At 59.7% G+C, this 26,943-nt stretch carries 24 protein-coding genes and 1 tRNA gene; 9 read left to right on the top strand and 16 right to left on the bottom strand.

What is annotated here, in order from left to right:
- Positions 1 to 24 precede the first annotated feature (24 nt).
- Genes OK142_RS02820 through sseA form a run of 3 tightly spaced genes read left to right on the top strand, consistent with a single transcriptional unit; the run spans position 25 to position 3,250 of the window.
- The gene (locus OK142_RS02820) at positions 25 to 1,062 is read left to right on the top strand and encodes a cysteine synthase A (protein ID WP_003496611.1); all 1,038 of its coding nucleotides are present in this window, start codon (positions 25 to 27) and stop codon (positions 1,060 to 1,062) included.
- A 12-nt stretch (positions 1,063 to 1,074) separates the two neighbouring features.
- Positions 1,075 to 1,812, top strand: a complete 738-nt coding sequence (locus tag OK142_RS02825) for an alanyl-tRNA editing protein (protein ID WP_498680947.1) — start codon at positions 1,075 to 1,077, stop codon at positions 1,810 to 1,812.
- 16 nt (positions 1,813 to 1,828) lie between these two features.
- Positions 1,829 to 3,250 (top strand): 3-mercaptopyruvate sulfurtransferase, encoded by a 1,422-nt coding sequence (gene sseA / locus OK142_RS02830; RefSeq protein WP_498680949.1) that lies wholly within the window; start codon positions 1,829 to 1,831, stop codon positions 3,248 to 3,250.
- Between the two features lie 245 nt (positions 3,251 to 3,495).
- Here sseA and OK142_RS02835 read toward each other — a convergent pair whose 3' ends face one another.
- Positions 3,496 to 4,140 (bottom strand): dihydrofolate reductase family protein, encoded by a 645-nt coding sequence (locus OK142_RS02835; protein ID WP_498680950.1) that lies wholly within the window; start codon positions 4,138 to 4,140, stop codon positions 3,496 to 3,498.
- 54 nt (positions 4,141 to 4,194) lie between these two features.
- Entirely contained in the window at positions 4,195 to 5,079 is an 885-nt protein-coding gene (locus OK142_RS02840; protein ID WP_003496623.1) for a DUF4344 domain-containing metallopeptidase, read from the bottom strand.
- Positions 5,080 to 5,242: 163 nt separating this feature from the next.
- Between OK142_RS02840 and OK142_RS02845 the strand changes: the two genes are divergently transcribed.
- The 3 genes from OK142_RS02845 to OK142_RS02855 all read left to right on the top strand — a co-directional run bounded on the left by OK142_RS02845 (position 5,243) and on the right by OK142_RS02855 (position 8,344).
- Complete coding sequence (locus OK142_RS02845) at positions 5,243 to 5,710, top strand: DUF1203 domain-containing protein (protein WP_137037447.1); 468 nt, start codon at positions 5,243 to 5,245, stop codon at positions 5,708 to 5,710.
- A gap of 98 nt (positions 5,711 to 5,808) precedes the next feature.
- Positions 5,809 to 6,144: a PilZ domain-containing protein gene (locus OK142_RS02850; protein WP_035242626.1), complete on the top strand. Its 336-nt coding sequence runs from the start codon at positions 5,809 to 5,811 to the stop codon at positions 6,142 to 6,144.
- Positions 6,145 to 6,355: 211 nt separating this feature from the next.
- Entirely contained in the window at positions 6,356 to 8,344 is a 1,989-nt protein-coding gene (locus OK142_RS02855) for a bifunctional 2',3'-cyclic-nucleotide 2'-phosphodiesterase/3'-nucleotidase (protein ID WP_082184117.1), read from the top strand.
- Between the two features lie 189 nt (positions 8,345 to 8,533).
- Here the strand turns inward: OK142_RS02855 and OK142_RS02860 are convergent, their stop codons facing one another.
- Positions 8,534 to 9,088, bottom strand: a complete 555-nt coding sequence (locus OK142_RS02860) for a DUF2087 domain-containing protein (protein WP_498680952.1) — start codon at positions 9,086 to 9,088, stop codon at positions 8,534 to 8,536.
- A gap of 387 nt (positions 9,089 to 9,475) precedes the next feature.
- Positions 9,476 to 10,444 carry a LysR family transcriptional regulator gene (locus tag OK142_RS02865; RefSeq protein WP_035242628.1) on the bottom strand — a complete coding sequence of 323 codons (969 nt, stop codon included), beginning with the start codon at positions 10,442 to 10,444 and terminating at the stop codon, positions 9,476 to 9,478.
- A gap of 149 nt (positions 10,445 to 10,593) precedes the next feature.
- Here OK142_RS02865 and OK142_RS02870 point away from each other — a divergent pair, with 149 nt between their 5' ends.
- Positions 10,594 to 11,211, top strand: coding sequence for an FMN-dependent NADH-azoreductase (locus OK142_RS02870; RefSeq protein WP_003496633.1), 618 nt, complete (start codon positions 10,594 to 10,596; stop codon positions 11,209 to 11,211).
- Positions 11,212 to 11,250: 39 nt separating this feature from the next.
- Here OK142_RS02870 and OK142_RS02875 read toward each other — a convergent pair whose 3' ends face one another.
- The 3 genes from OK142_RS02875 to ilvA all read right to left on the bottom strand — a co-directional run bounded on the left by OK142_RS02875 (position 11,251) and on the right by ilvA (position 14,296).
- Positions 11,251 to 12,516, bottom strand: coding sequence for a GGDEF domain-containing protein (locus OK142_RS02875; RefSeq protein WP_035242630.1), 1,266 nt, complete (start codon positions 12,514 to 12,516; stop codon positions 11,251 to 11,253).
- A 119-nt stretch (positions 12,517 to 12,635) separates the two neighbouring features.
- Positions 12,636 to 12,944: an HlyU family transcriptional regulator gene (locus OK142_RS02880; RefSeq protein ID WP_035242632.1), complete on the bottom strand. Its 309-nt coding sequence runs from the start codon at positions 12,942 to 12,944 to the stop codon at positions 12,636 to 12,638.
- Between the two features lie 77 nt (positions 12,945 to 13,021).
- On the bottom strand, positions 13,022 to 14,296 hold the full coding sequence (ilvA, locus tag OK142_RS02885; protein ID WP_003496636.1) for a threonine ammonia-lyase: 1,275 nt from the start codon (positions 14,294 to 14,296) through the stop codon (positions 13,022 to 13,024).
- Positions 14,297 to 14,376: 80 nt separating this feature from the next.
- Here ilvA and OK142_RS02890 point away from each other — a divergent pair, with 80 nt between their 5' ends.
- Positions 14,377 to 15,834 (top strand): TrkH family potassium uptake protein, encoded by a 1,458-nt coding sequence (locus OK142_RS02890; protein ID WP_167373898.1) that lies wholly within the window; start codon positions 14,377 to 14,379, stop codon positions 15,832 to 15,834.
- A 107-nt stretch (positions 15,835 to 15,941) separates the two neighbouring features.
- The gene (locus OK142_RS02895) at positions 15,942 to 16,196 is read left to right on the top strand and encodes a heavy-metal-associated domain-containing protein (RefSeq protein WP_003496638.1); all 255 of its coding nucleotides are present in this window, start codon (positions 15,942 to 15,944) and stop codon (positions 16,194 to 16,196) included.
- A gap of 441 nt (positions 16,197 to 16,637) precedes the next feature.
- Here OK142_RS02895 and OK142_RS02900 read toward each other — a convergent pair whose 3' ends face one another.
- The 9 genes from OK142_RS02900 to OK142_RS02940 all read right to left on the bottom strand — a co-directional run bounded on the left by OK142_RS02900 (position 16,638) and on the right by OK142_RS02940 (position 26,876).
- On the bottom strand, positions 16,638 to 18,131 hold the full coding sequence (locus tag OK142_RS02900; RefSeq protein ID WP_498680956.1) for an ABC transporter substrate-binding protein: 1,494 nt from the start codon (positions 18,129 to 18,131) through the stop codon (positions 16,638 to 16,640).
- A 240-nt stretch (positions 18,132 to 18,371) separates the two neighbouring features.
- Positions 18,372 to 19,382, bottom strand: a complete 1,011-nt coding sequence (locus OK142_RS02905) for an ABC transporter ATP-binding protein (RefSeq protein ID WP_003496640.1) — start codon at positions 19,380 to 19,382, stop codon at positions 18,372 to 18,374.
- An 11-nt stretch (positions 19,383 to 19,393) separates the two neighbouring features.
- Positions 19,394 to 20,449: an ABC transporter ATP-binding protein gene (locus OK142_RS02910; RefSeq protein ID WP_137037439.1), complete on the bottom strand. Its 1,056-nt coding sequence runs from the start codon at positions 20,447 to 20,449 to the stop codon at positions 19,394 to 19,396.
- Positions 20,450 to 20,588: 139 nt separating this feature from the next.
- Positions 20,589 to 21,497: an ABC transporter permease gene (locus tag OK142_RS02915; protein WP_035242636.1), complete on the bottom strand. Its 909-nt coding sequence runs from the start codon at positions 21,495 to 21,497 to the stop codon at positions 20,589 to 20,591.
- A complete protein-coding gene (locus OK142_RS02920; RefSeq protein WP_498680960.1) occupies positions 21,487 to 22,431 on the bottom strand; it encodes an ABC transporter permease in 945 nt (314 codons plus the stop codon). The genes OK142_RS02915 and OK142_RS02920 overlap by 11 nt, the downstream gene beginning before the upstream one ends.
- A 75-nt stretch (positions 22,432 to 22,506) precedes the next feature.
- On the bottom strand, positions 22,507 to 22,992 hold the full coding sequence (cueR, locus tag OK142_RS02925; RefSeq protein WP_137037437.1) for a Cu(I)-responsive transcriptional regulator: 486 nt from the start codon (positions 22,990 to 22,992) through the stop codon (positions 22,507 to 22,509).
- An 11-nt stretch (positions 22,993 to 23,003) separates the two neighbouring features.
- The gene (locus OK142_RS02930; RefSeq protein WP_137037436.1) at positions 23,004 to 24,026 is read right to left on the bottom strand and encodes a 2Fe-2S iron-sulfur cluster-binding protein; all 1,023 of its coding nucleotides are present in this window, start codon (positions 24,024 to 24,026) and stop codon (positions 23,004 to 23,006) included.
- A 12-nt stretch (positions 24,027 to 24,038) separates the two neighbouring features.
- Positions 24,039 to 26,543: a heavy metal translocating P-type ATPase gene (locus OK142_RS02935; protein ID WP_498680965.1), complete on the bottom strand. Its 2,505-nt coding sequence runs from the start codon at positions 26,541 to 26,543 to the stop codon at positions 24,039 to 24,041.
- A 247-nt stretch (positions 26,544 to 26,790) separates the two neighbouring features.
- Positions 26,791 to 26,876 (bottom strand) — tRNA-Leu (locus OK142_RS02940).
- Positions 26,877 to 26,943: the final 67 nt, after the last annotated feature.

Raw genomic sequence — 26,943 nt, forward strand, 5'->3', positions numbered from 1 at the left:
CCGCTCAGACAAGAAGGCTCAATCATGACCATTCATCCCTCTGCGCTCAGTGCTATCGGCAACACGCCGCTCATCCGTCTGAAAGCTGCCTCGGAAGCGACGGGGTGTGAAATCCTCGGCAAGGCGGAATTCCTCAACCCCGGCCAGTCGGTGAAGGATCGCGCCGCGCTCTATATCATCCGCGACGCCGAACGGCGCGGACAGCTGCGGCCGGGCGGTACCATCGTAGAGGGTACTGCGGGCAATACCGGCATCGGCCTGTCGCTGGTCGCCAATGCACTCGGCTACAAGACGGTCATTGTTATTCCCGAGACACAGAGCCAGGAAAAGAAGGACGCGCTGAAACTTCTCGGCGCAAAGCTGGTCGAGGTTCCGGCCGCCCCCTATTCCAACCCGAACAATTACGTGAAGGTCTCCGGTCGGCTTGCGAAACAGCTCGCCGCCACGGATGAAAACGGCGCGATCTGGGCCAACCAGTTCGACAATATCGCCAACCGTCAGGCCCATATCGAAACGACGGCCCCTGAGATCTGGGACCAGACGGATGGCAAGGTCGACGGTTTCATCTGCTCGGTCGGTTCCGGCGGAACGCTTGCGGGCGTGGCCGATGGCCTGCGCGATTTCAATCCTGATATCAAGATCGGCCTTGCCGACCCTGATGGGGCCGCCCTTTATGAGTTTTACAAGCACGGCGTCCTGAAGTCGGAAGGCTCCTCCATCACCGAGGGCATCGGACAGGGGCGCATCACCGCCAATCTGGAAGGCTTCGCCCCGGATTTCTCCTATCGCATTTCGGATGCCGAAGCCCTGCCGGTGCTGTTTGATCTGGTCACCAAAGAGGGTCTTTGCCTCGGCGGCTCCTCCGGCATCAACATTGCCGGTGCAATCCGCCTTGCCCGCGAGCTTGGTCCGGGGCATACCATCGTGACGATACTTTGCGACTACGGTAATCGTTATCAGTCGAAGCTCTTCAATCCGGATTTCCTGCGTTCCAAGGGGCTTCCGGTTCCACAGTGGCTGGCGACGAAAAGCGAGATTGCGGTTCCGTACGAAACCGTTTGAGGACATGCCGAAATGCCTGTGAATGCCCTGTTCCGTGACGATTTTTATCTTTCCACCGCAGAAGCGATCGTCACGGCGGTGCATGAGGATGACGGCATCGAGTTCGACCAGACCTGCTTTTACGCCACCTCCGGCGGCCAGCCGGGCGATAGCGGCTTTCTCGAGCGGGCAGACGGTTCGCGCATCGAACTCGGCATCACCAAAAATGGCGCCGACAAGAGTGTTATCATCCATGTGCCGCTGGAAGGTCAGCCTTCTCCCGAGGTCGGTGAAAAACTCACCCTGCATGTGGACTGGCCGCGTCGCTACAAGCTGATGCGCATGCACACCGCCTGCCATCTGCTCTCCGTCGTCTGCCAGTGGCCGATTACCGGAGCCGCCGTCGGCGAGGACGAATCGCGTGTCGATTTCGACATGTCGGAAACCATCGACAAGGACGAGGTGACGGCAAAGCTGATGGAGCTGGTGAAAGCCAACCATCCCGTCTTCCTCCAATGGATCACCGACGAGGAACTTCAGGCCAATCCGGGCATCGTCAAATCCAAGAATGTGCGGCCACCGATGGGCCTTGGTCGGGTCAGCCTCGTTTGCATCGGCGAAAATTCCAGCATCGACAGCCAGCCCTGCGGCGGCACCCATGTTTCCGAAACGCAGGAAGTGGGCGATATTCACATTGCGAAGATAGAAAAGAAGGGCAAGGAGAACAGGCGGTTCCGCATTCGTTTCGGCGAGCCTGAAGCTGCTGCCTGAAATCAGGAGAGACATCGTGAGCACGGATAAGAGCCGTTTCGTCGTTTCGGCGGACTGGGTAGAAAAGCAGCTCGGCACGGCCGGGTTTCGTCTCGTTGATGCCTCGTGGTATCTGCCGGCGCATAAACGCAACGGCGCGGAAGAATTTGCGGCAGGTCACCTGCCCGGCGCCGTGTTCTTCGATCAGGACAAGATCGCCGATCATGCGACCGGCCTGCCGCATTCCCTGCCCTCGCCGGAGTTCTTTGCCGAACAGGCCGGCGAGCTTGGCCTCAGCGATACCGATACGATCGTCGTCTATGATGGCCCCGGTTTCTTTTCCGCACCGCGCGTGTGGTGGATGCTGCGGGTGATGGGCGTGCGCAAGGCCTATGTGCTGGATGGCGGTCTTGACGGCTGGAAGCGCGGAGGCCGGCCGCTTGAAACCGGTACTCCGGAGATTGAGCCCGCCACCTTCACACCTGACTTCAACGAGAAGCGCGTTACTTCTCTGGCAACCATGCGCGGCATCGTCGACAGCGGTGAAAAGCAGATCGCCGATGCCCGCGGCGCGGGACGTTTCACCGGCGACGAGGCCGAACCGCGCGCCGGCATGCGCTCCGGCCATATGCCCGGCGCACGCAGCCTGCCCGCCACAGCCTTTTCCGAGAATGGCCACTTCAAGGATCTCACCGCCATCCGCAAGATGGTGACCGACGCCGGTATCGATCTCGGCAAGCCCGTCGTCACCAGCTGTGGCTCGGGCGTCACCGCCGCCGTCATTACGCTTGCGCTGGAATCGCTCGGCCATTCGGACAATTCGCTCTATGACGGTTCCTGGTCGGAATGGGGCGGCCTGGAAGACACCCCTGTCGTCACCGGCCCCGCCGAGCCTGTTCCCGTGATCTCGCATGGGCCTTTGAAGGCGCATGTCACGCAGCTGGAAATGACCGCACCGCCAAAGGTCAGCCTGCCGATACCCGTCAACATTCAGACGGCGCTGATGCGGGTCAACAATATTCCCCTGCATTTCTATCGCTATATTTACTGGCGGGTGGGAAAACGCTGGCACTGGCAAAAACGCATGCGCATGAGCGATGCGGAACTCTCCGCCGTTCTCAAGGACCCGAAGAACAGCGTCACCGTTCTTTACATGAACGGTGCCCCCGCTGGCTTCTTCGAGTTGAATAAAGCGAGCGACGAGGTGACCGAGCTTTCCTATTTCGGGCTGCTCGAAGAGGCGATCGGCGCGGGTGTTGGAAAATGGTTCCTGTTGCAGGCGCTTTACGCCGCCTGGCAGGACAACCCCAAACGCGTGACGGTGACCACCAACACGCTCGACCACCCACGCGCGCTGCAACTCTACCAGATGATGGGATTTTCGCCTGTCGGCACCTATGAGGCCTGGGTGGAGCCGCTATCCGATACCGAGCTTCTGGAAATTTCGCTGCGCAACTGAGTACCGCCATTGAGAGCGACGAATGCCATTCTCCGATAAGGAGTGTCTGGTCCCCTCTCCCTCATTCCTGTGCTCGTCACAGGAATCCAGTCAGCCCAAGTCCTTGGGCTGAAAAGGACTCTCTCGCCGCGCAGACGCGCGTCGGCTGGATTCCTGTGACAAGCACAGGAATGAGGGTGTAGGGATCCGTGAGCGCGGCAAACTGCTCCGCGATGTCTCTAAAAAATACTTAAACGGCGCAGCATTCACACCTTGTCGATAATCAAATGGGTCGCGCCCTCACCCGCCGAGGTCCCGGTGCAGCGATAACCAAGCGCAGGCAAATCCAGCCCCTCGAACAAATGTTCACCCCTGCCGAGAAACACCGGCGCAAGCGCCAGATGCAACTCGTCGATCATGCCTCTAGCCGTATATTGCCGGATAGTGGAAACGCCGCCGCCGATCCTGACATCCTTGCCGTTTGCCCCCTCCAGAGCCATGTCTAGGGCGGCCTCGATGCCTGACGTGACGAAATGGAAGACGGTGCCGGCCTTCATCGTGAACGAGGGACGCTCATAGTGAGTCAACACGAAAACCGGGACATGATAAGGCGGCTCATCGCCCCACCAGCCCTTCCAGTTTTCATCCGGCCAGGCGCCGCGGACAGGGCCGAACATGTTGCGTCCCAATATCCAGGCGCCGATATTTTCGAAACTTTTCCCGGAAAATTGTTCGTCCGTGCCGGTCGAGCCGCCCTCCTTGCCGAACATGCGGTGGAAGGTGCGGGTCTTGAACGCCCATTGATGCAACTCCTCGCCGTTCACGCCCAGCGGGTTCTGCAAGGTTTGGTCAGGCCCCGCGCCATATCCGTCAATTGAGATAGCAAAATTGCGAACGACAACCTTCTGCATGGCTCTTTCCTCCACCATTCAAGGAGGCCAGATTGGCAGCGCCGGCAATCGGCCTCAGATTTCCCGCTCCAGATTGACCGCCGTCGGAATTTGCCCGCCGGCGGCACCCTTGTCTTCTGTGACGTTGTTCAGGAGATGATCGGCGATCAGTTCCGCCTGGAATTTACCCAGCTCGTAGCAATAGGTGATCTCGCGCTTTTCCGCCGACCAGTAGACATCGGGACGGCCGCAGGACTTTGCTGTCAGCTTGACGTCCCCCTTCAGGCCAAAACCACCAAAACTGCGGCTGATGAGATCGAGAACCTTCGATTCCTTGACCATGATGGCATAGGGTTCAAGCTCGGGATCACGCGGCGCTACGTAACTGACGGTTAGTCTGGACGGCGTCTGACTGCGGTGGGGTGCCAAAAAATTCTCCCAGGCCTTAGCGACGCCCGGATAGGCGGCGGCGCATTTGCCGAATTCGGCATTGTCGAGCCCCATCATGGCGGCAAGATCGCCATAACCGTCCTTGTCGCGGCCAACCATCAGGCAGGCCATGTTGCGGTCACGGCTTCTGTCAGGCACGAGCGCGGAAAAGACCGGCGCTTCGTGATCGGGCAAGGTCTCCGCTTCACGCGCCAGATACCAGCTGTCGGTGGCGTTGACGAGCGCGGTATCGAGCCATTCCTCATTGGCCTGGAGGATGAGGGTTCCTGCCAGCTGATCGGCCGGGGCCTGGACACTTCCCGTTTCCGGCGCTCCGAAATCCGAAATCAGCATGCGCGAGCCCTCGTGGTAGAGCGAGAAGATCGCGTTGCCGATAACGAAATTGACCGCCTGCTGCAGCTGCTCGTCGGACAGACCATCGAGACCGGAGGCGACCTGCGCCTGCGCCCCGATCGGAGCCGTCAACGAAACGAAAGCCAGCGGAACGGCGGCCAGAAAACGACGGAACATAAAATCAGACCTTCCGGGAACGAGGAGCGTCACTGATTCCCGATGCTAACGAAACACGCAATGGGCTGGTTGCATCGCCTGTCAAGAATCGGGTGGATAGAGCTCTGTTTCGAGATCATAGCTGCAAAGAAGCAACGCCGACCCGAACCTATAGGACCAAGCCATGACCGATCTCGTTTTTACAGCAATGCCGGCTAAGGAAGCTGAAGCCTTTCGTGCAGGAGCTGGCGACGCCTATGGCAACCCGCCGGAAAAAGCCGTTTCCCCCGGCGGCATGCCCTGCCGCCATTGCCTTGCCCAGATTAACGAAGGCGAAGGAATGCTGATCCTCGCCTACCGGCCCTTCCCCTCGCTCCAGCCCTATGCCGAAACGGGCCCGGTCTTTCTTCACGCGGAGGCCTGTGAGCGCTATCCGCAAACGGATGCCGTTCCCCCGATGCTTAACAGCCCGGACTATATCGTTCGCGGATATGGCGCTGACGACCGCATCGTCTACGGCACTGGCGCGGTGACCGCGACCAGTGAGATCGTGGCACGCGCCGAACATCTTCTGGAGCGCGGCGACGTCGCCTATGTACACGTGCGTTCTGCCCGCAATAATTGCTACCAGTGCCGTATTGATACAGCATAATCGCACGATTACTTACAATTTTAACAGAAGAGCTAAACGGCTTTCAAACTTTCAGCGCCATGATGCAGGTATCGAAAACAATTGATTTGAGTAGCAAAATGGCAAACAACCTTAATATGGCGACCCGCAGCGCACCGCGCAGCAAGACCAGGATTTTCGCGACCGTGCATTATTTCAGCCAGTCGACCCGGGGCCGCGTACTGGACCTGTCGGCCACCGGAATGGCGCTCGAACTGGACGGACCTTTCGCTGCCGCCAAGGGCAGCCGGGTCAAGGTGCAGAGCGAGGACCTTGGTTTCATCGAGGGTGAAGTGCAATGGCAGCACCAGAACCGCCTCGGCCTGCAACTAAGGCTTTCCAGCAACACGCTGGCACAGCTTTCCTCCTATTTCCGCTTTTTCCATGAAGAAGTGAAGCCGACGCTCGCCCGCTGAAGACATCGATTTCCGAAATCGGAATGCGCTGCCAAGCAAAGCGCATTCCCATGCGATCACGCGCATGGCGCTCCCGTGACAAAAAATTTATCAAACGGTTGAAAAAGGCTCCGTCCGTCACCGCCCTGTCATTTTGATGATGGACTCCTCGGCGATTGCTTCTACCTTGTCGTTTTCCATGACAGAGCAAGCTTCATCCGAAGGAGTTCCCATGTCGTCGCTTCTCGCTCTCCACCCCATCACCCGCCGTTCGCTTCTCGGCGGCATTGCGGCCTCGTCGGCACTGGTGATGCTGCACCCTTTTGCCGCCCGTGCTGCGGCCAATCAGGCGCATCTGCGCATCATGGAAACGACGGACATTCACGTTCACGTCTTTCCCTATGATTATTACGCCGACAAGCCGAACGACACGATGGGGCTTTCACGCACGGCCTCGATCATCGGCACGATCCGCGCCGAAGCCGGAAACTCGATGCTGGTGGATAATGGCGACTTCCTGCAGGGCAACCCGCTCGGCGACTACATCGCCTATGAGCGCGGCATGAAGGCCGGCGACAAGCACCCCGTGATCAATGCCATGAATGTTCTCGGCTATGATTGCGGCACGCTTGGCAATCACGAATTCAATTATGGCCTCGACTATATGGCCAATACGCTCGCGGGTGCCGGTTTCCCTTATGTCTGCGCCAACCTCACCAAGGGTCAGCTGGCATCTGATCCCAAGCAGGACGAGCTGTTCTTCAAGCCTTACGTCATCCTCGAAAAACAGATTCGCGACGGCGCGGGCGTCACCAGCCCGGTCAAGGTCGGCATCATCGGCTTCGTGCCGCCGCAGATCATGATGTGGGATTCCAAGAACCTCGAGGGCAAGGCCCAGACGCGCGATATCGTCGAGGCGGCGAAAGCCTGGGTGCCGGTCATGAAGGAAGAAGGCGCCGACATCGTCATCGCCCTGTCCCATTCCGGCATCGACGGCAAGGGCCAGACCGATCGCATGGAGAACGCCTCGCTTTATCTGGCGGGTGTCGAGGGCATCGACGCCATCTTCACGGGCCACCAGCATCTCGTCTTCCCCGGTCCTAAGACCTGGGACGGCATCGAGGGTGTGGATGCCGTCAAGGGTACGCTTCTGGGCAAGCCTGCCGTGATGGCCGGTTTCTGGGGGTCGCATATGGGCCTCATCGACCTGCTGCTCGAAAAGGACGGCAAGAGCTGGAAGATTGTCGACTTCACCTCCGAAGCCCGTCCGATCTATCACCGCGACGAAAACCGCAAGATCGTTGCAGACTTCACGGACAAGCCGGAGGTCATCGCCGCCGCCAAGGCCGATCACGAAGCGGCGCTCGCCTATGTGCGCCGGCCGGTCGGCAAGACCTCTGCCCCGCTCTATTCCTATTTCGCACTGGTGGCCGACGATCCTTCCGTCCAGATCGTCTCCAACGCCCAGACCTGGTATATCAAGGACATGCTGAAGGAAGGGCAATATAAGGACCTGCCGGTGCTTTCGGCAGCCGCACCCTTCAAGTCGGGCGGTCGCGGTGGCGCGGATTATTATACCGATGTCCCCGCCGGTGACATTGCCATCAAGAACGTTGCCGACCTCTATCTCTACCCCAATACGGTGCAGGCGGTGCTGATCAACGGCGCGCAGGTGAAGAACTGGCTGGAAATGTCTGCCGGCATGTTCAACACGGTCGAGGCTGGCGCGAAAGACGCACCGCTCTTGAACGCGGATTTTCCGTCCTATAATTTCGACGTCATCGACGGTGTCACCTACCAGATCGATATTTCCAAGCCGGCGAAGTTCGACAAGGACGGCAAGGCGGTCAATCCCGACAGCAACCGCATCGTCAACCTGCAATTTGAAGGCAAGCCGATCGATCCCGAGCAGAAATTCGTGGTGGCGACCAATAATTACCGCGCCGGTGGCGGTGGCAAATTCCCCGATATCGCAGCCGACAAGGTGATCTTCGTGGCACCCGACACCAATCGCGACGTGATTGTGCGCTATATCATCGATCAGGGCACCATCAACCCATCGGCGGATGCCAACTGGTCCTTCGCCCCTGTCGCCAATACCAGCGCGATCTTCGAGACCGGCCCGAAGGGTCGCCACTATGCGGCGGATATCAAGGGCGCGAAAATAGAGGATGCAGGCGACGGCGCGGAAGGCTTCGCAAAGTTCCGCCTGGTTCTCTGAGGATGCCACCCCTCCCGGCGGGAATGCGCCGGGAGGGCAGGCTTGCTTTCGACGCCTCCACCAACTCAAAGTCATCCTCGGGCTCGACCCAAGGATCCATTGACTGCGGCGGGGTGTGGATCCTCGGGTCAAGCCCGAGGATGACGTCGAGTTTGATGAAAGCCCGTCAGTAACATTGCTGACCATTTCTCAGTCACGGCCACCCACAGCGCGTAGCAGCAGCGGCAGTTCCGCCGGTGGCTTCTGCTCGATACGTTGATAGTCGCTGCCGTCGCGGTTGCGGCGGATGAGCCGCAGGCCGACCATGTCACGCCGAAGCATCGCGGCATCCCGAAAGAGATGCAGACCATCCAGAAAGCCGCTGAATTCGCGTTCGGAGAAACTGCGGCCGGCCGGGATTTTCGCCCAGAGATACCAGAGGCACAGTTCCTGCTGGGATCGGCGGGCGGGCCATTGCATCAACCGACCGTCGCCATCGAAAATCCGCGCGGTCTTCAGCACCCTGCCCTCATTGGCGGCGGGTATTGTCTCCGCTCGTGTCTGCGGTAACGGAGGCCCGCTTTCGGCGGATGGCGTGCGTGACGCACGCAGATGCTGAAAATTGCGGAACCCGGCAGCGCGGCTGAGAAGATTGAGCATCTCCACATGGCTCGGCTGGCGGTCCAGCCGGCCAATCTGTTCACGAAGCGATTTGGCAAAGGTCGAGAGGTCGGCAATATCAATGGAAAGGATCGAACGTGGCATGACTTACCCTCAAGTGCCATTCCGAAAAGGTGTCGCTGATCGCCGGCTTCCGACAAGGCACGGGATAAGTGCTGTCAATCTTTCCAAATGCAGGTTTAGCTTCCCTTGCGGGACGGCGATGCCTCGGTGAACTGCTGACCGTGGGTCAGGTATAGGCAGAGGGCCTGCCTTCGTCAATTGGCTTTGCCGCAGCCTAGCGCCGAAGTCGCCCCAAGTTTCGTCTCCCCGCGGGGGAGAAGGTGGCCCGAAGGGTCGGATGGGGGGCAGCTCTCCGAATACGGCTGACGTTGCCCCCTCATCCCGCTGCCGCGGACTTCTCCCCCTCGGGGAGAAGAAACAAGCGGCACCCTCTCGATCCATGTCCAATTGTCGCGGATTCAGCTGATGTCACTCCGCGGCGACAGAAATATTCCTCTGCTTGCTTCCGGCAACTATCCTGTTGAAATCCTTCTGGTTCGGGCAGGCCGACAGACGCTGCTGGAATGCCGTGGCCAACCACTGGCCGGCCGGGCCGGCGGGTGAATCGACCCGGCGGAGCGCAAAGAGCGGGTATTCGCCCTGCTCATAGGCCTCGAGGTCCAGCGCCTTCAGGCTGCCATTGGTCAGATCATTGCGGACGATCGATGCGGGCAGACCGCCCCAGCCGAGACCGCCCTTGATGAGCTGATATTTCGTGGCGATGTCGCTCACCCGCCAGGTCTTGTAGGACAGAACGTTGAAATCACGCCCCTTGGTCAGCCCCGACGCGTCGGTGACGACGAGTTGCACCTCCTCGCGGACGTCGCCAAGGACCAGCGGCCGTTCGATCTGCGCCAGAGGGTGATCCGACGCGACGACCGGCAACATGAAGGAATGGCCGACCTTTTCGACGACCAGTTCGTCATCCTGGCGCAGCAGCGCTCCGCCGATGCCGATGCCGGCCTTGCGGGAGAGCACCATGTCCATGACCATGCCCAGCTCGCCGACATTGAGGCTGAGAGCGACGGTGGGGAACTCCTTGCGAAAATCCCGCAGCACTGCAACGACCGCTTCTGCCGGCACCATGGTGCTGATGGCGACGGAAAGCTCCGCCTCAAGCCCCTGCTTCAGCCCCTTGGCGCGTGCGCGCATCTCCTGCAGGCCGGCGACGATGCGCCTTGCATCCTCGAGCATCGCGCGGCCCTCATCCGTCAGCCGTGGCTGGCGTACGCCGTTGCGCTCGAACAGGGTGACTTCAAGCTGTGCCTCGAGATTGGCGATGGTGTAGCTGACCACCGATTGCGCGCGGTTGAGCGCCCGAGACGCGGCGGAAAAGCTGCCGGTCTCGGCGACCGTCAAAAATACCTGCAATTGGTCGAGCGTCGGGTTCGCGTCCATGTTCCATCCATTTCCTCGATAGATGGCTTCCATATTATCACAGTTTTCTTGATGGCAGCAATTCCTCATATAGAGGGCAAAGGAAGGGCATCGTGCTCTCCCGCCCTCCCAAGGCGCCCGTCAATTCATCGCATATGCAAGGAAAGACCATGTCCAACATTCTGCTCATCACCTCCAGCCCGCGTGGCGACGAATCGGTTTCCAACAAGTTTTCCGGTGAACTCGCAAACAAGCTGAAGGCCAAGTCGGCGGCGAATACCCTTGTCCACCGCGATCTCGCTGCCGACCCCATTCCGCATCTCGACACCGTCAAGACCGCTGCGATCCGCAAGCCGGCCGACCAGCGCACGGCTGAAGAAGCGGTTGCCGCCGATTACTCCGACAAGCTGGTTGCCGAGCTTCTGGCCGCCGACACGGTTGTCATCGGCACCGGCCTCATCAACTTCAACATCTATTCCGGCCTGAAGTCGTGGATCGACAACGTCGCCCGCGCCGGCCAGACCTTCCGCTACACCGAAGCCGGTCCGGAAGGCCTTGCCACCGGCAAGAAGGTTTACATCGTGCTGGCTGCCGCCGGCGTTTATTCGGAAGGCCCGGCCGCTCCGCTGAACCATGCCGTGCCCTACCTCAAGACCGTTCTCGGCTTCATGGGCATGACCGATGTGGAAGTGATCTATGTCGAAGGCCTGGCATTCGGTCCGGAAGCCGTCGAGAAGGCCGTTGCAGCCGCCGGCGCTAAGGTTGCCGAACTGGCGCAGGCCGCCTGAGCCCATCTGATGCGGGTGATGCCGGCGTGTTTGCCGGTATCAGCCGACCCACATCCCATAACGGCCGTGGACCTGGTCCCGGCCGTTATTTTTTGCCGCGTAAAGCCGCGCATCCGCCTCCGATAGAAGCGCGCGGAAAAGCTGTCCGTCCTCGAAGGACGTGGCAACGCCAATGCTGACGGTCAGCGGCGAACCGTCCGGCCGCTGCATGTCCGCGAGGATCGCCATCCTCAGACTGGCGGAAAAGGCAAGTGCGGCCTCATGCGGAACCGCAGGCAAAAGCGCCACGAACTCCTCGCCTCCGAAACGGTACAAATGGCCATGCGGCTGCACCATGCGTTTCAGAACGGCGGCAAACTCCCGCAATATCTCATCGCCCTGCAAGTGCCCGAACGTATCGTTGACGGTCTTGAAGTGATCGATATCGACGATCAGCACGCTGACCGGGCGCTTTTTCTCCAGGCATTCCACGACAACGGATGGCGCATCGAGTTCCATGCGGGCACGGTCCGAGACGCCGGTCAGCATGTCACGGCCGGAGCGCGATAGAAGCTCCTCATAGCGTTCCCTGAAGGTGAGGTCGTTGAAAACATCGGCAACGCTGCGGCGCGTCAGGAAGCGCCCCTTCGCCGCCGTCAGCTTGAGATAAATGGCAAAAATCAGGGAATAAATGGCGACCGCCGCCATCTTCGCCTTCCAGCCATCGTAAAAGACATCGATCGGCGCGTTCAGCATATACCGCAACGCCCCGTAAAAGCCTGCCTGATCGAGGCTTAGAATCACGACGCCGCAGATGGCGAAACGCAGGACGATATGGCGCTGCAGATAGCGCCCCAGCTTTTCGTAAAACAGAATGATGGCGATGGCGTCGATATAGAGGAGACTGGTTCCCCAGACCATCAACACGCCCATCTCATCCAGAAAACCGGCGCTGACCGACTGTCCGGGTACAATTGCGACCGTCTGATGAAAATGGATGATCTGCGCCATGATGACGGTCAATATGTTGCCGAGAAGCAGGCCGTAGATAGGCTGGCGCACGACCGCCGCATCCTCACGCATATAGAGCATCAGGATCATCATCAGCTTGCCGGCAAAAAGGATGGAGGAGCCGGGTGATGCCACGCCGAAGGGCAGCTCGACGTAAAAGACGGCCGCCAGGTAGGTTTCCATGAAATGCATCACGCCCAGCGCGGTGAGAAAAACACCGATGCCGAGAATATGCCGGTAATGAAGGAACGCCGTCATTACCGAGAAATAGACGATGGCCTCCGTCGCGAAGAGTGCCAGATTTGCCCATTGCATCGGCACATGCCCTATCTATTCACATCGCGCGGTTTCAGTGGCGCGCGACTCCATGCTCCCCAAGGACGATAGGGCGAAGCAACCAACGGAATCTTAATGTACGACGCAAGAAACCGTCATCATTTTCCTGGGAAAAGCGATGCGCCGTTCTGGTCGATGATCAGTTTTGCCTTGCGGACCGTGAACTCCACCGCATCATCCAGGCTGGAGAAGACATCGGCGCGCACGAATTCGTGCACCAGCACCTCATCACCGACCTTTTTCTCGATACGGCCGGCCAGCCGGAACTGGCCGCCTTCCTTGAGCGGCGTCGCGTAGATCAGATATTCGCCGTGCGCATGCGGCTCCACCTGCGCCGTCTTCTGCGGCGCGTCGGACGGCTGGCCGGAGCCGAAGGCCGAGAGGATTTTGGAAAAAAACGATGCCATGGCTTTCACTCCCTAAAATCGATGTCGCCTTTTGAAGGGCGGATCTCATCCGCCCCTCCCTGTCGCTCTCAAACCAATCAGATGATCAGGTTCGACAGGATGTCGTTTTCGGTAATATCCTCATAACCGAGACCCGCGGCCTCGAAGCGCTCCAGAAGCCCCGCGAAGTTTTCCTGCGCGCTGGTTTCGATACCGATCAGGATCGAGCCGAAATTGCGGGCGGATTTCTTCAGATATTCAAAACGGGCGATATCGTCGTCCGGGCCGAGCAGATTGAGGAAATCGCGCAGCGCGCCGGGGCGCTGCGGCAGGCGCAGAATGAAGTATTTCTTCACGCCGGTGTAACGCATGGCGCGTTCCTTGACGTCAGGCAGACGCTCGAAATCGAAATTGCCGCCGGAGACGACAACGATGACCGTCTTGCCTTCCAGCTTCTCGCGGCCGAGCTTTTCCAGGGCTGCAATCGCCAGCGCGCCCGCCGGCTCCAGCACCACACCTTCGAGATTCAGCATCTCGATGATCGTCACGCAGATGGCGTTTTCGGGGATGAGCAAGACCTGCTCGGCCGGGAAATCCTTCAACGCCTTGAAATTCAGGTCACCGATGCGGGCCACGGCGGCGCCGTCGACGAAATTGTCGACCTTGGTGAGCGTGACCGGCTCGCCGCGTTCCAGGCTCTTCTTCAGGCTCGGTGCACCCTCGGGTTCGCAGAACACGAAGTTCTCCTTGCGGACCGTGCCGGCCAGAAAGCCCGAAAGCCCTGCCGACAGACCGCCGCCGCCGACAGGCATGACGACGATGTCTGGCTTTGTGCCTTCCGGAAGCTGGTCCATGATTTCGGCTGCGACCGTTGCCTGGCCCTCGATGATGTCCTCATGGTCGAAGGGCGGCACCATGTAGCCGTCATTATCTTCCACGTATTTGCGCGCAGCGGCGTAACACTGGTCGAATATGTCGCCCACCAGACGGATGCTGATGAATTCGCCGCCGAAGATGCGGGTCTTGTCGATCTTCTGCTGCGGTGTCGTTACCGGCATGAACACAACGCCGTGAACGCCGAAATGACGGCAGGCGAAAGCAAAACCCTGTGCGTGGTTGCCGGCGGAAGCACAGACGAACACCTTGCCCTTGCCGGCCTTCGCCACAGCCTTGCGGAGAAAATTGAATGCGCCTCTAATCTTGTAGGAACGAACCGGGGACAGATCTTCACGCTTCAGCCAAATCGACGCGCCATACCGACGGCTGAGATGTTCATTCAACTGCAACGGCGTTTCCGGGAATATCTCCCGCACTTCCCGCCGCGCTGCCTCCACAAGCTGCTTGTCCACGATTGTCAATCCATTGAAATTCATAATGGCACCCGCTATGCCATAGGAAGGCGTCTGAGACAAAGACTCATTTCAGCGCGGCCACGAACTCCGGGTTACATTTCTTGAACAGCAACCTTCTGCGCTCGGTCATATACGTGGCGTCCATCTTCGGGCTCTATCTCGCGACGGCCATGTTCCTGCCCGCGTTGACCGATCTTTATTACGGCAATGACGACTGGATGGTGTTTGCGCTTTCGGGCTTCATGTGCGGCGGCTTTGCGCTTGCCTGTGCGCTGGCGACCCGCGGGCCGATCGCGTCCTTCAACAAACGTTTCGGCTTCCTGCTCGTCAACGTGCTCTGGCTGGTGTTTTCGCTGGTGGGGGCCGTGCCGCTCTATCTCTCCAATCTCGACCTGACGCTTGGCCAGGCAATCTTCGAGTCCATTTCAGCCATCACCACCACGGGATCGACCGCCATATCCGGCCTCGACAACGCGCCTCAGGGCATTCTTCTGTGGCGTTCGCTGCTCTGCTGGCTCGGCGGCATCGGTATCGTCGCGCTCGGCCTGTTCATTCTGCCGCTGCTGCGCGTCGGCGGCATGACCTTCTTCCGAATGGAATCCTCCGATACCGGCAACGACCGGCCATTCGCACGGCTGGCAAGCTTCACCCGGGCTTTCGTGGCCATATACATCATCATGACGCTGGCCTGCACCGTCGCTTACGATTTTGCCGGCATGTCGCATTTCGATGCCCTGAACCACGCCATGTCGACGGTCGCGACCGGTGGTTTCTCCACCCATGACGCGTCTTTCGCCTATTTCAACAATACGGCGCTGCTGTGGATCGCCACCATCTTCCTGATCTTCGGCAGCCTGCCCTTTTCGGTGATGATCCTGCTTGCGGTGCGCCGCAGGCTGGAGACGCTGCGCGACCCGCAGATTGCCGTTTTCCTCGGTTATCTCTGCGCGATCTCGATTGCGGTCGGCGTCTACCATCATCTCAGGAACGGCGTGCCGCTGGATGACGCGCTCAGCCATTCCTTCTTCAACATGACCTCCATCCTTTCGACCGGCGGTTTTGCGAGCGACGACTACACGCTCTGGGGCCCGTTCGTTGTCGTCGTCGCCTTTTTCGCGACCTTCATGGGCGGTTGCTCCGGCTCGACGGCGGGCGGTATCAAGGCCTATCGTTTCCTGATCATGTTCAATGTCGTTCGGGCCGGTTTGAAGAAGCTGATCTATCCGAACGCTGTTTATTCGGTCCGTTATGGCCAGCAGGTGGTTGACCCCGACACGATCAGGACCGTCTTCCTTTTCGTCAGCTGCTTCATCGCGCTGTGGATCGTCGGCAGCCTCGCCATGAGCGCGATGGGCTACGATTTGCTGACCGCCACCTCGGCTGTCGCGACCTCGCTTGCCAATGTTGGCCCCGGCATAGGACCGATCATCGGACCGGCCGGCAATTTTTCCACGATCAGCGACCCGGCTCTCTATCTCCTGTCGGTGATGATGCTGCTCGGACGTCTGGAAATCCTCACCGTTCTCGTGCTGCTGATGCCGATTTTCTGGCGCAGCTAAAATGCCGGCGCGCTCTTTCTGCCCGTGTGAATAAAGCGCTTGACCTTCCCACGTTGGAATAGTTCAGGCTCCTCCTGTTACGAATTCCAAACCAAGGAGAACCGCCCATGTGCACCGCCCACCAGCATCACCCCGAAACCGCTGCCGCACCCGTTGATGCCGACCTTTCTTTCCACGTTGAAGACATGACCTGCGGTCACTGCGCCGGCGTGATCAAGGGCGCGATCGAAAAGACCGTTCCCGGTGCTGCCGTGCATGCCGATCCGGCAAGCCGCACGGTTGTGGTTGGCGGCGTCTCCGACGCGGCGCGCATTGCCGAAATCATCACCGCTGCAGGCTACACGCCGGAAGCACGCGCCTGATCCAATGAGACACCGGCGGCGTCTTATCCCAACCGCCGCCGGATCGCTTTGTCTGCCCCGCTTCACGCTGAATGTGCGTGACGGCCTTTGGACGACATAGGGCTTCGTCCCTCCTGCCTCCCCAGACGGCAAATGCCCTCTCCCTTTTCGATGAGGATGATGGCGGAGGTTTTCCGAATTTTTGAAACTTATAGTTTGACCGCTGGCACTCGTGGCTGTCGCTCGCGTGGAAAACCGGCTGTGCAGAACGGTTTTGGGTAATGACAAACCTCGGTCCCCGCAACGTCATCCTCGGGCCTGACCCGAGGATCCATGCTCTCGGCGGGGGATGGATCCTCGCCTCAGGGGCGAGGATGACGCGCGAGAGGGGTTGCCTCCCCTAAACAATCAAACCCGGCTCTTGCGAGCCGAGTTCAGCTTTGCAGGCAACGTTACGTCAGCCTACTTCGTCGTCAGATCCTTCGTCATGACGAAGTAGTTGAGCGGATGCGGCTTGTAGTTTTCGAGCTTGGCCGAATAGGCATCGAAAACCGTTTCATGGATGAGGAAGACCGAAACGGCCTCGTCATAGATTTTCTTCGCCGCTTCACCATAGATGGCATAACGCTTGGCCGGTTCGGCCGCCGAATAGGCGGATTTGATCAGCTTGTCTGTATCCGCATTGCAATAATGCGAGATGTTGTAGCTGCCGCCGCAGGTATAATCGGCATTGAGGAAACCGGCCGGTTCGGCGACGTCGGTTGCGTAACCACGCGACAGCAGCGCCATGTCGAAGTTTCCGGCCAGCATATCCGGCTCGATTGCGCTGTAGTCGGCAACGCGCACATCGACCTTGATGCCGAGTTCCTGCAGCTGGGCCTGGATAATCGCCGCGACATCCTTGAGTTCCGTCTTTGCCGTATAGGCAAGAAGCGTAACCTTCAGACTGCCGGGCGCCACGCCCGCTTCCTTCAGCAGAGCCTTTGCTTTCTCCACGTCATAAGCGGGCTTGGATTCCTGTTCAGCCCAGGGTTCTCCCGCGGCGAAGGGCATCGTCGCGCCCTTGACCACGCCTTCATAGATGCTGTCGGCAATGCCGGTCGTGTCGATTGCGGACTGGATCGCCTGGCGCACTTTCAGATTGTTGAAAGGCGGCTTTGAGTTGTTCAGCAATAGTTCCGTGATACGCGGCGACGGGATCGGCGCAACCTTGACGCCATCCGTGGATTCGATGGTCTTCACCGTCCAGGGCGGAACGAGGCGTGAAATCTGTGCTTCTCCGGTTCGGGCCTGGGTGGCGCGGGTGTCGGCATCGGGCACGAAATTCACGCGGCCGCCGGCAAGCTTCGGCATGCCACCCCAATAATCGTGGTTGGCCGTTAGAACCATATGCTGGCTGGGGTCAACCTCCGTCATCGTAAACGGCCCGGTGCAGGCTCCAATCGGATTGACCTTGCCGTCCTTATAGGCGGATGGAGCGAGAATCGAGGTGGCGGGGCTCGCCATCTGCGCCGGCAACAGAACCGAAGGCTCGATGGTGGTTATCTTCACGATATCGTCGCCGCCGGCCTCGACAGAGGCAATCAGCTTCGGCGAAAAGGCACGGGCGGGAACGGGCGCCTGCAGAAGATTGCTCAGCGCATTGACCGCAGCCTTTGCATCGAGCGGTTCGCCGTTCTGGAATTTGACGCCCTTGCGCAGCTTGAATTCCCAAACCTTGGGCCCGGTCTGCGTCCAGCTTTCGGCGAGACTTGGCTCCAGTTTCATATCGTAGCCGACGCGTATCAGGCTTTCAAAACAACCCGCCCGTGAGCCGAGATAGGCGTCGTCGGAAGCCATCTGCCAGCCCGTCTTGACACCGAAATTATCATCATAGGTAATCGTGCCGGCCTTTGCAGCGTCAGCTCCGAACGAAACCACAATGGCGCATGTCGCCAAAAGTGCGTGCTTCACCATAGAATATTCCCCTTTTATTTTTGATGACAACGCTCACAATTCATTCACACTTACGAAATTTTCAGTTTTCATTTATTAGTTTTCGTATGACAAAAGCATACTCAATGGATGTTTTACTAACATCCATTTGAATATTATTCATTTTATGTTTTTATACTCGGAATATAATTCCGATATTAATTCCCAAACGCACAATTCATCTGTTTTTACCAAACCAGAAGACTGTAACTGCGTTGGTCCTCAGCCCCACTCGCGCCAGTGATGGCAGCGTGCGAAATGCTCCCCATCGACGGCTTCCAGAACCGGTTCCTTCTCGCCGCATATCTGCGTCGCATGCTTGCAGCGGGTGTGAAATTTGCAGCCGGCAGGAGGATTGAGAGGGCTTGGCAAATCTCCGTCCAGAAGCATTTCCGGCGCATAGAGTCCGGTCTCGTCGAGCATCGATGAAGCGATCAGGGCCTTGGTATAGGGATGTTTCGGCGCCCGGAAGAGCTCCTCGCGGTCGGCAATTTCAACGATGCGTCCGAGATACATCACCGCGATGCGATCGCAGAGATAACGCACCACGCGCAGGTCATGGGAAATCATCAGAACCGTCAAACCGTGACGGCGCTTCATGTCCATCAGCAGGTTGAGGATCTGCGTGCGCATTGAGGCATCGAGCGCCGATGTGGGTTCGTCGCACACGAGGAAGCTGGGGTTGAGAAGAAGCGCGCGCCCTATGACGACGCGTTGCAATTGCCCGCCGGAACACTGGCTTGGATAACGATCATAAAAGGAAGCATCGAGGCCGACTTCCTCCAGCATCTTGAAAACCCGCGCCACACGTTCATCCCGTGTGCCAATGCCGTGCTGGGCAAGCGGCGCTTCCATGCTCTGGCCGATGCGCATGCGCGGATCGAGAGCGGAATAAGGGTCCTGGAACACCAGCTGCACGACGCGGCGCATGCGCCGGAGCGCCTCGCCCTGCATGTGCAGAATATCGTGTTCGCCGATGCTGACCTCGCCCTTGGTCGCGTGGGTCAACCGCGTTATCAGACCGGCGACGGTGCTTTTACCGCATCCGGATTCGCCGACGAGACCCAGCACTTCGCCCTCGCCGATGGTCAGGGAAACGTCATCGACCGATTTCACCACACGGTGACCAAGGCCGGATATGGGGTAATATTTGCAGAGGTTCTTCGCCACCACATAGGGGCGGTTCTTGCTGTCCGCTGCTGGCATGGTCTGTTTTATCGCTGTCAATTGCATCGCCCTCTCCCTCAGCAGACCGCGTGGTGGCTGGCATGGTCGTCATCGACCGCCCAGCACCGCGCCTTGCGCCCTTCGGGCAAGGTATTCAGATCCGGTTCCGATGCCATGCACCGGCTGCCCATGCCGGCCGACTTGGCCAGCGCGCAGCGAGGATGGAACCGGCAGCCGCAGGACATGTCGTGGGCCTGGGAGCTGGAACCCGGGATCGTCAGCAGCTGACCGTCGCTGTCCGTGGTCAGAAGCGAACAGCTGATCAGCGCCTTGGTGTAGGGATGTTGCGGCGCCTTGAGGATCGCCTGGGTCGGCCCCTCCTCAACGATGCGGCCCGCATACATCACCGCGATCCGGTCTGCGAAAGCGGCAACGACAGACAGGTCGTGGGTGATGAGCAACGTCGCGAGCCGTCGCTTGCGGCGCTCGTCATCCAGCAGGCGCAATATCTGTGCCTGCACGGTGACATCGAGCGCCGTCGTCGGTTCGTCGGCGATCAGCAGTTGCGGATTGCCGGAGAGTGCCGCCGCGATCATGACGCGTTGCGCCATGCCGCCCGAAAGCTCATGGGCGAAACATTGCGCCCGCGCCGAAGGGTCGGGAATTCCGACGTCGGACAACAAGCCGACAACCCGGCTGAGCGCCGCATGCCGGCTCATCTTACGGTGGATCCAGAGCGGCTCGGCAACCTGCGTTCTGACCCTGCTGGTCGGGTCCAGCATGGCTTGGGGTTGCTGGAACAGCATGCCGATATCGGCGCCGCGCAGCGCATCGAGCTCGGAGGATGACAAGGCCAAAATATCACGCCCGGCAAAGGAAATACGGCCGGAATTGATTTCCGCGCCCTGCGGCAAAAGCCGCATCAGCGACAGAGCCGTCATGCTCTTGCCCGACCCGGATTCGCCGACGAGAGCGACGACTTCCCCGGCATTGACGGAAAGCGTCAGGCCCGAAATAACAAACTTGCGACCATTTTGCGCCGGCACAGAAACGTGCAGGTCCTCGATCTCCAGAAGCGGTGCGCATTCAGGGGACACGGCCGTATTGGCATGCGTCTGTCCTTCGATATTCATAAGAGTTCCCCTTATTATTATTGAATCGGAGGCATTTGCGTATTTTCATGCGGCTTCAGACGATATTACTCTCCTTCCGGCTCCTTTGCCTCAGCTATGTTTGACGATCGTCAAACGGGTCATAGCCTGTTGGCAGGCGTCAATGACCGTTGCCTTTCTTCGTATCCATGTTCAGGCCATGGCCGATCCACGTCACGCTCAAGGCCGACAGGAAAATCGCCAGACCCGGTGCGATCACGAGAATGGGCATCCGTTCCGCATAGGCCTGCGCATCGGCCAGCATCAGCGCCCAGTCGGCAGCCGGCGGCTGCACGCCAAGGCCGAGAAACGACAAGCCACCCACCGTGATCAGCTTGTGGCCGAAGCGCAGGAAAGCGACGGCGGCGATGGGCCAGATCGTGTTGGGAATGACATGCCGGAAGATGATGAAGCGGCGCGTGCAGCCCAGTACTTCGGCGGCGCGGATATATTCGCGGGAGTTGATCGAAAGCGTCAGCCCGCGTGCCAGCCGCGCAAAAGGCGTCCAGCCGACGATCGTCAGCGATGCGATCAGCGTTCCATATCCCGGGCCGAATATGGCGACGAGGAAAATGGCGATCACCACATCCGGTATGGCGATGAGCAGATCCACCACGCGCATCAGGATCTCGTCAAGCACACCACGGCTTCGTCCGCTGATAATGCCGATGAAGGTTCCGATCGCGACCGACAGAATGACGGTGATGGCGGCGATCGTGACCGTGAAACGGCCGCCGATCAGCAGACGGCTCAGGACGTCACGCCCGAGATGGTCCGTTCCCAGCCAGTAAGCGGCGCTGGGTGCATTCAGCCGCAGACGCAGGTTCTGCTGGGCGGGATTATAGGGCGATATCCATGGTGCTATCACGAGCAACAGGATGATGACGAGAAAAATTGCCGATCCCGCATAGAAGGTCCAGTGCCGACGGCTGATGAAATCCGTGAACCGGGAGAGTGTCGATGGGCGCTTGGGCGTCTCGGTCATGGGCAAGGCGGCTACCGGCGCGCTCGGAAAGTGGCTAATGGTCATGGTGGCCTCGCATTGCTGGATTGATCAGGACATAAAAGCCGTCGGCCAGCGTATTGATCAGGATGGACAGGGCCACGATGCAGATGAAACCGCCCTGCAGCATCGGGATATCCCGATTGACCACGGCGTCGTAAAGAAGCCGGCCCATTCCGGGGATGGCGAATATCACCTCCACGACCACCGACCCGCCAAGCAGGCCCGCGAGCCACAATGCGAAGAAGGTGACAACCGGAAGCGAGCCGTTGCGGACGCCGTGGCGCAGAACCGTGCTATGCATGCCGAGACCGCGGCTGCGGGCCGCCGTGATGTAAGGCGCACGCAGAACCTCTGCCATGGCCGCGCGCGTCACCTGCGTGAAATAGGCAAGCGGGCGCAGGGTCAGCGTCAGGGCGGGCAGCACCAGCGAGCGCCAGCTATCCCATCCCGCCGACGGCAACCAGCCGAGATAAAGCGCAAAGACCAGCGCCGACATCGGCGCGAACCAATATTCCGGCGTCGCAACGAAGGTCTGGATCATCAGCGTTGCGAAATTGTCCAGCCGTCCGCCGGGGCGCATCGCCGCCAGCGTGCCGAGCGGCAGGGCAACGGCAACGGCAACCGCCAGCGCCGTCAGCGCCAATGTCACCGACACGCCGAGAGAGCGCAGAAGTTCGCCAGCCACGGGCTGGCTGCTGGTGAAGGAAAATCCGAGGTCGCCGCGCAGCGCATTCGACAGCCATGCGAAATATTGCACATAAAGCGGCCGGTCGAGCCCAAGGCTTACCCTGAGCGCCTCGACCGCATGCGGATCGAGCGCCGTATCACGCATGCGCGAAAACAGAATGGTGCGGGCTGGATCGCCGCCCGCCATATAGGGCAAAAGAAACGCAATGACGGAAACGATCGTCAGCATCAGGCACAGAATAAGGAAGCGCTGTAGTATCTGTATCCACATGGCCTGGTCTCCTTCACCGCAATTGGTGTTTTCACTGCAATCGGCTGTCGCCCCCTCCTGCGAGGGAACGGCGGTTTATTTCGCTAGGCGATGCTCCGTCAGTGGACCCGACGTGCCCTTCAGCATGCCGGAACGCTTGGGCACCACCGCTACCGGCGTGAAATCGGGATCTTCCGATTGCGCCAGATCCTGGATGATCGGGCAATCCGGTTCACCATTATCGGGGCAGTAGGTTGCGAGATTTCGAAGCGTGTCGGCCATGTCCCGGAGCGAATGCATCTTGGCTTCGAGGTCGACGACATGCTCCATGACGATGCGCTTGACATCGCAGGACGCGCCGCCCGGATCGCGCCACAGGGTCATGAGCTGCCGGATCTTTTCGATAGAAAAACCGAGGTCGCGGCCACGCCGGATGAAGCGCAGTGTTTCCAGATCGTTGGCCGTATAGACCCGATAACCGGATTCCGTACGGTTGGCCGATTTGATCAGGCCGATAGTTTCGTAATGGCGGATCATCTTTGCAGAAACACCGGATGCGGTGGCGGCTGTACCAATATTCATCGATCCTGCTCCTATCTTTCCGGGGTGAAAAACACGTCTGCATGAATGTCGGCGGTGCGGATGCCGCGTGCCAAAAGCTGTGGCACCGTCGCCTCGATCATCGCCGGCGGACCTGCGAGATAAGCCTTCCAGCCATCGAGATCGTCGAAGTCGTCCGCTACCGCAGAACCGACATAACCGCACCGCATCTGCGCATGCTCTTCATTCGAGAGAACCGGAACGAAGCTCAGATTACGGTGCTTTGCGGCAAGTTCTTCAAAACGGTCGATCATATAGAGATCGCGCTGCGCACGGGCGCCGAAATAGACATGGATCGGGCGTTCGCGACCCGTTGCCCGGCCGGTGGCAAGCGCTGCCTCGACCACAGCCTTGACCGGCGCCAACCCCGAACCGCCGGCAATGCCGAGGATCGGTCCGCAATGTTTTTCCCGCAGGTATGAAGACCCGAAGGGACCGACGAGCGTGACAGGATCACCCGGCTTGGCGTTCGCGAAAATATGGCCGCTCGTGATGCCGCCGGGCACATGCCGGATATGGAATTCGATCAGATCCTCATCGATGCGGCTTGCGATGGAATAGTCACGCGGCGAACAGTCCGGATAAAGCAGGCGCACATATTGGCCGGCCTTGAAGGTGAACAGTTCGCGATCGTCGAGCCTGATGCGGATGAGCTTGATATCATGTGTCGCATCCACCGCTTCCGCGACCACACCTTCGAAACGGCCGGTCGGAATATCGGCGAACTCATCCTCGCCATCGAGCCAGCCGATCGTCACGTCGCTCAGCGGCACGGCGCGGCAGGCGAGTGTCAGACCTTCCGCCTTTTCCTCTTCGGTCAATGAAAAGGGCGTATGCTTGAGAAGGTCGATCTCACCTGCGACGAGGTGCGATTTGCAGGCGCCGCACCGGCCCATGCGACAGCCATGCGGATAGGATATTCCAGCTGCGAGGGCAGCCTGAAGGACTGTCTCGCCCTGAGCTGCCAGGATGCTACGTCCGATACGTGGCAGATAGACTGTGTTTTGAGGCGTCATGACATCAGCCTCCTATTCGGCCGCTGCGAGTTGCGTGCCGGATGATCTGTCGACAAGCGGCGGGCGGAAGCTTTTGAGGCGCAGCGCGTTCGTCAAGACAAACACGCTGGAAAGCGCCATGGCTCCGGCAGCAAGGACAGGCGACAGCAGAACGCCGTTGACAGGATACAGTATTCCGGCCGCCACGGGAACGAGCGCGGCATTGTAGGCAAAGGCCCAGAACAGATTCTGGCCGATATTGCGGATCGTCGCCTTGGAGAGTGCGATGGCATTGGCAACGCCGCGCAAATCGCCCGACATCAACACCACATCGGCGCTTTCAATGGCGACATCCGTACCCGTGCCGATCGCAAGCCCGACATCGGCTGCCGCAAGGGCCGGCGCGTCGTTGATACCATCACCGACAAAGGCAACCTTCCGCCCGCCAGCGGCAAGCCTCTTGACGGCCTCCACCTTGCCGTCAGGCAGCACTTCCGCCACCACTTCGTCGATACCGAGACGGCGGGCAATGGCTTCCGCCGTGCGGCGATTGTCGCCGGTGATCATCACGACCTTGAGACCGAGCGCATGCAGGGCCGCTATCGCTTCCGGCGTCGTCGGCTTCACCGGATCGGCAACCGCGATGATCGCGGCCAGCCTGCCATCGACGGCGGCATAGAGCGGCGACTGCCCTTCCCTGCCCAGCCGGTCGGCGTCATCCGCGAACATCGCGACATCGTAGCCGAGTTTCACCATGAAGCGGTCCGCGCCGGCCTCGACCCTGCGGCCATCAACTATCGCCGCAACGCCGAAACCGGGGGTCGCGTCAAAGCCTTCCGCATCGACAAGCGTCAGACCGCCATGTTTCGCAGCCTCGACGATCGCCTCGGCAATCGGGTGCTCGGAACGGCTCTCAAGCGAGGCGACAAGACGCAGCACCTCATCCGGGTCGAAACCTTCGGTCGTGGTGAAATGCACCAGCGTCGGCTTGCCGAGTGTCAGCGTGCCGGTCTTGTCGACGGCGATGACATCGGCATCACGCAAGGTCTGAAGCGCATCGCCGCGCCGGAACAGCACGCCCATTTCGGCGGCGCGGCCGGTTCCGACCATGATCGAGGTCGGCGTGGCAAGACCCATGGCGCAGGGGCAGGCAATGATGAGCACCGCGACGGCGTTGACGAGCGCAAAGGTCAAGGCGGGATCCGGCCCGAGAACGAACCAGATAATGAAGGTGGCGAGTGCGGCCAGCATCACCGCCGGCACGAACCAGTTGGTCACCTTGTCCACCAACGCCTGGATCGGCAGCTTGTCGGCCTGCGCTTCCTCAACCATGCGGATGATCTGCGCAATCAGCGTGTCGGCGCCGACCTTGGTGGCGCGGAAGGTGAAGGAGCCGTTCCTGTTGACCGTGCCGCCGACGACTTCGGAGCCCGCAACCTTGGTCACCGGGATTGGCTCGCCGGTGATCATCGATTCATCGACATAGGACGAACCGTCGAGCACCAGACCATCGACAGGCACCTTCTCGCCGGGGCGGACCACGATGACATCGCCGGTCACAACATCCTGCAGCGGCACATCAATGGTTTCACCGTTGCGCAGCACGCGGGCAGATTTGGCCTGAAGGCCGACGAGCCGCTTTATCGCCTCGCTGGTGCGACCTTTGGCGCGCGCCTCGAGAAAGCGGCCGAGCAGGATCAGCGTGACGATAACCGCCGCTGCCTCATAATAGACATTGGCCGTGCCTCTCGGCAGGATTTCGGGCACGAAAGTCGCGACTACCGAAAATCCCCAGGCGGCGACAGTGCCCAGCACCACCAGCGAATTCATGTCCGGTGCCAGCCGCAGAAGAGCCGGTATGCCTTTCTTGAAGAAGCGCAGGCCCGGCCCGAACAGGACCAGCGTGGTCAGCACGAATTGCAGATACCAGCTTTCGCGCATGCCCACCGTTTCCATCACGAAGTCATGGATGGCGGGTATCATATGCGAGCCCATCTCCAGAACGAAGACCGGCAGCGTCAGGATGGCGGCTACGGTAAGGCTGATTTTCAGACCGCGCAATTCGGTTTCGCGTCTGTCCGGCTCATCACCCTTGGCCGTATCGGCGGCGATCTCGCTTGCCTTGTAGCCCGCCTGCTTGATCGCTTCCGCCAGGGTGGCGGCAGAGGCGGCGTTGCCGGCGACACGGACGGTGGCCCGCTCCGTTGCGAGATTAACGCTCGCATCGGCAACACCCGAAACGGCCTTCAATGCCTTTTCGACGCGCCCGACGCAGGAGGCGCAGGTCATGCCCTCAATGTCGAGTTCAATGGTCTTCTCATCGACGCTATATCCCGCATGCCGGACTGCATCGATAACGGCGAGCACATCCGGCGGCCCGGAAAAAGAAATATCGGCGCGTTCCGTCGCCAGATTGACCGAGGCCTTCAGAACCCCCGGCACCTTGGCGATCGCCTTCTCCACACGACCAACGCAAGAGGCGCATGTCATCCCATCGATGGCTATCGTATGGCTCGCCCGGACCTGGATTTGTGACATGCCTATGACCCCTTTTTTACTTATATCAAAAAAGATAGGGCTTCCCATCGTGGCAAGGTCAATAGGCTCTTTTGGGTGATTTCTACGGAAAAATGCCGCCTGCTTGACCAAGCTCATTTTTTAGGCTCATCCGCCTGATTTAATGCGATCTATGCCAAGAAATCAGCGCATCCGATGCAAAAACACTTTCGGAAGGCCCGCAGATCGCAGAAAAAAGAAAGAGAAATCCTGGAATCAGGAGTGGAGGTGGTGCGGACGGCGGGACTTGAACCCGCAAGACCAATGGTCGGCAGATTTTAAGTCTGCTGCGTCTACCGATTTCGCCACGTCCGCATTTGCCGCGCCGCGTACCGATCCGGCCCGGCGCTGCAAAACTGTTTCGTTATTGTTCAGGCATTGG

Source organism: Agrobacterium sp. BT-220-3 (assembly GCF_025910175.1).
In the GTDB taxonomy this organism is placed as follows: Bacteria; Pseudomonadota; Alphaproteobacteria; order Rhizobiales; family Rhizobiaceae; genus Agrobacterium; species Agrobacterium oryzihabitans.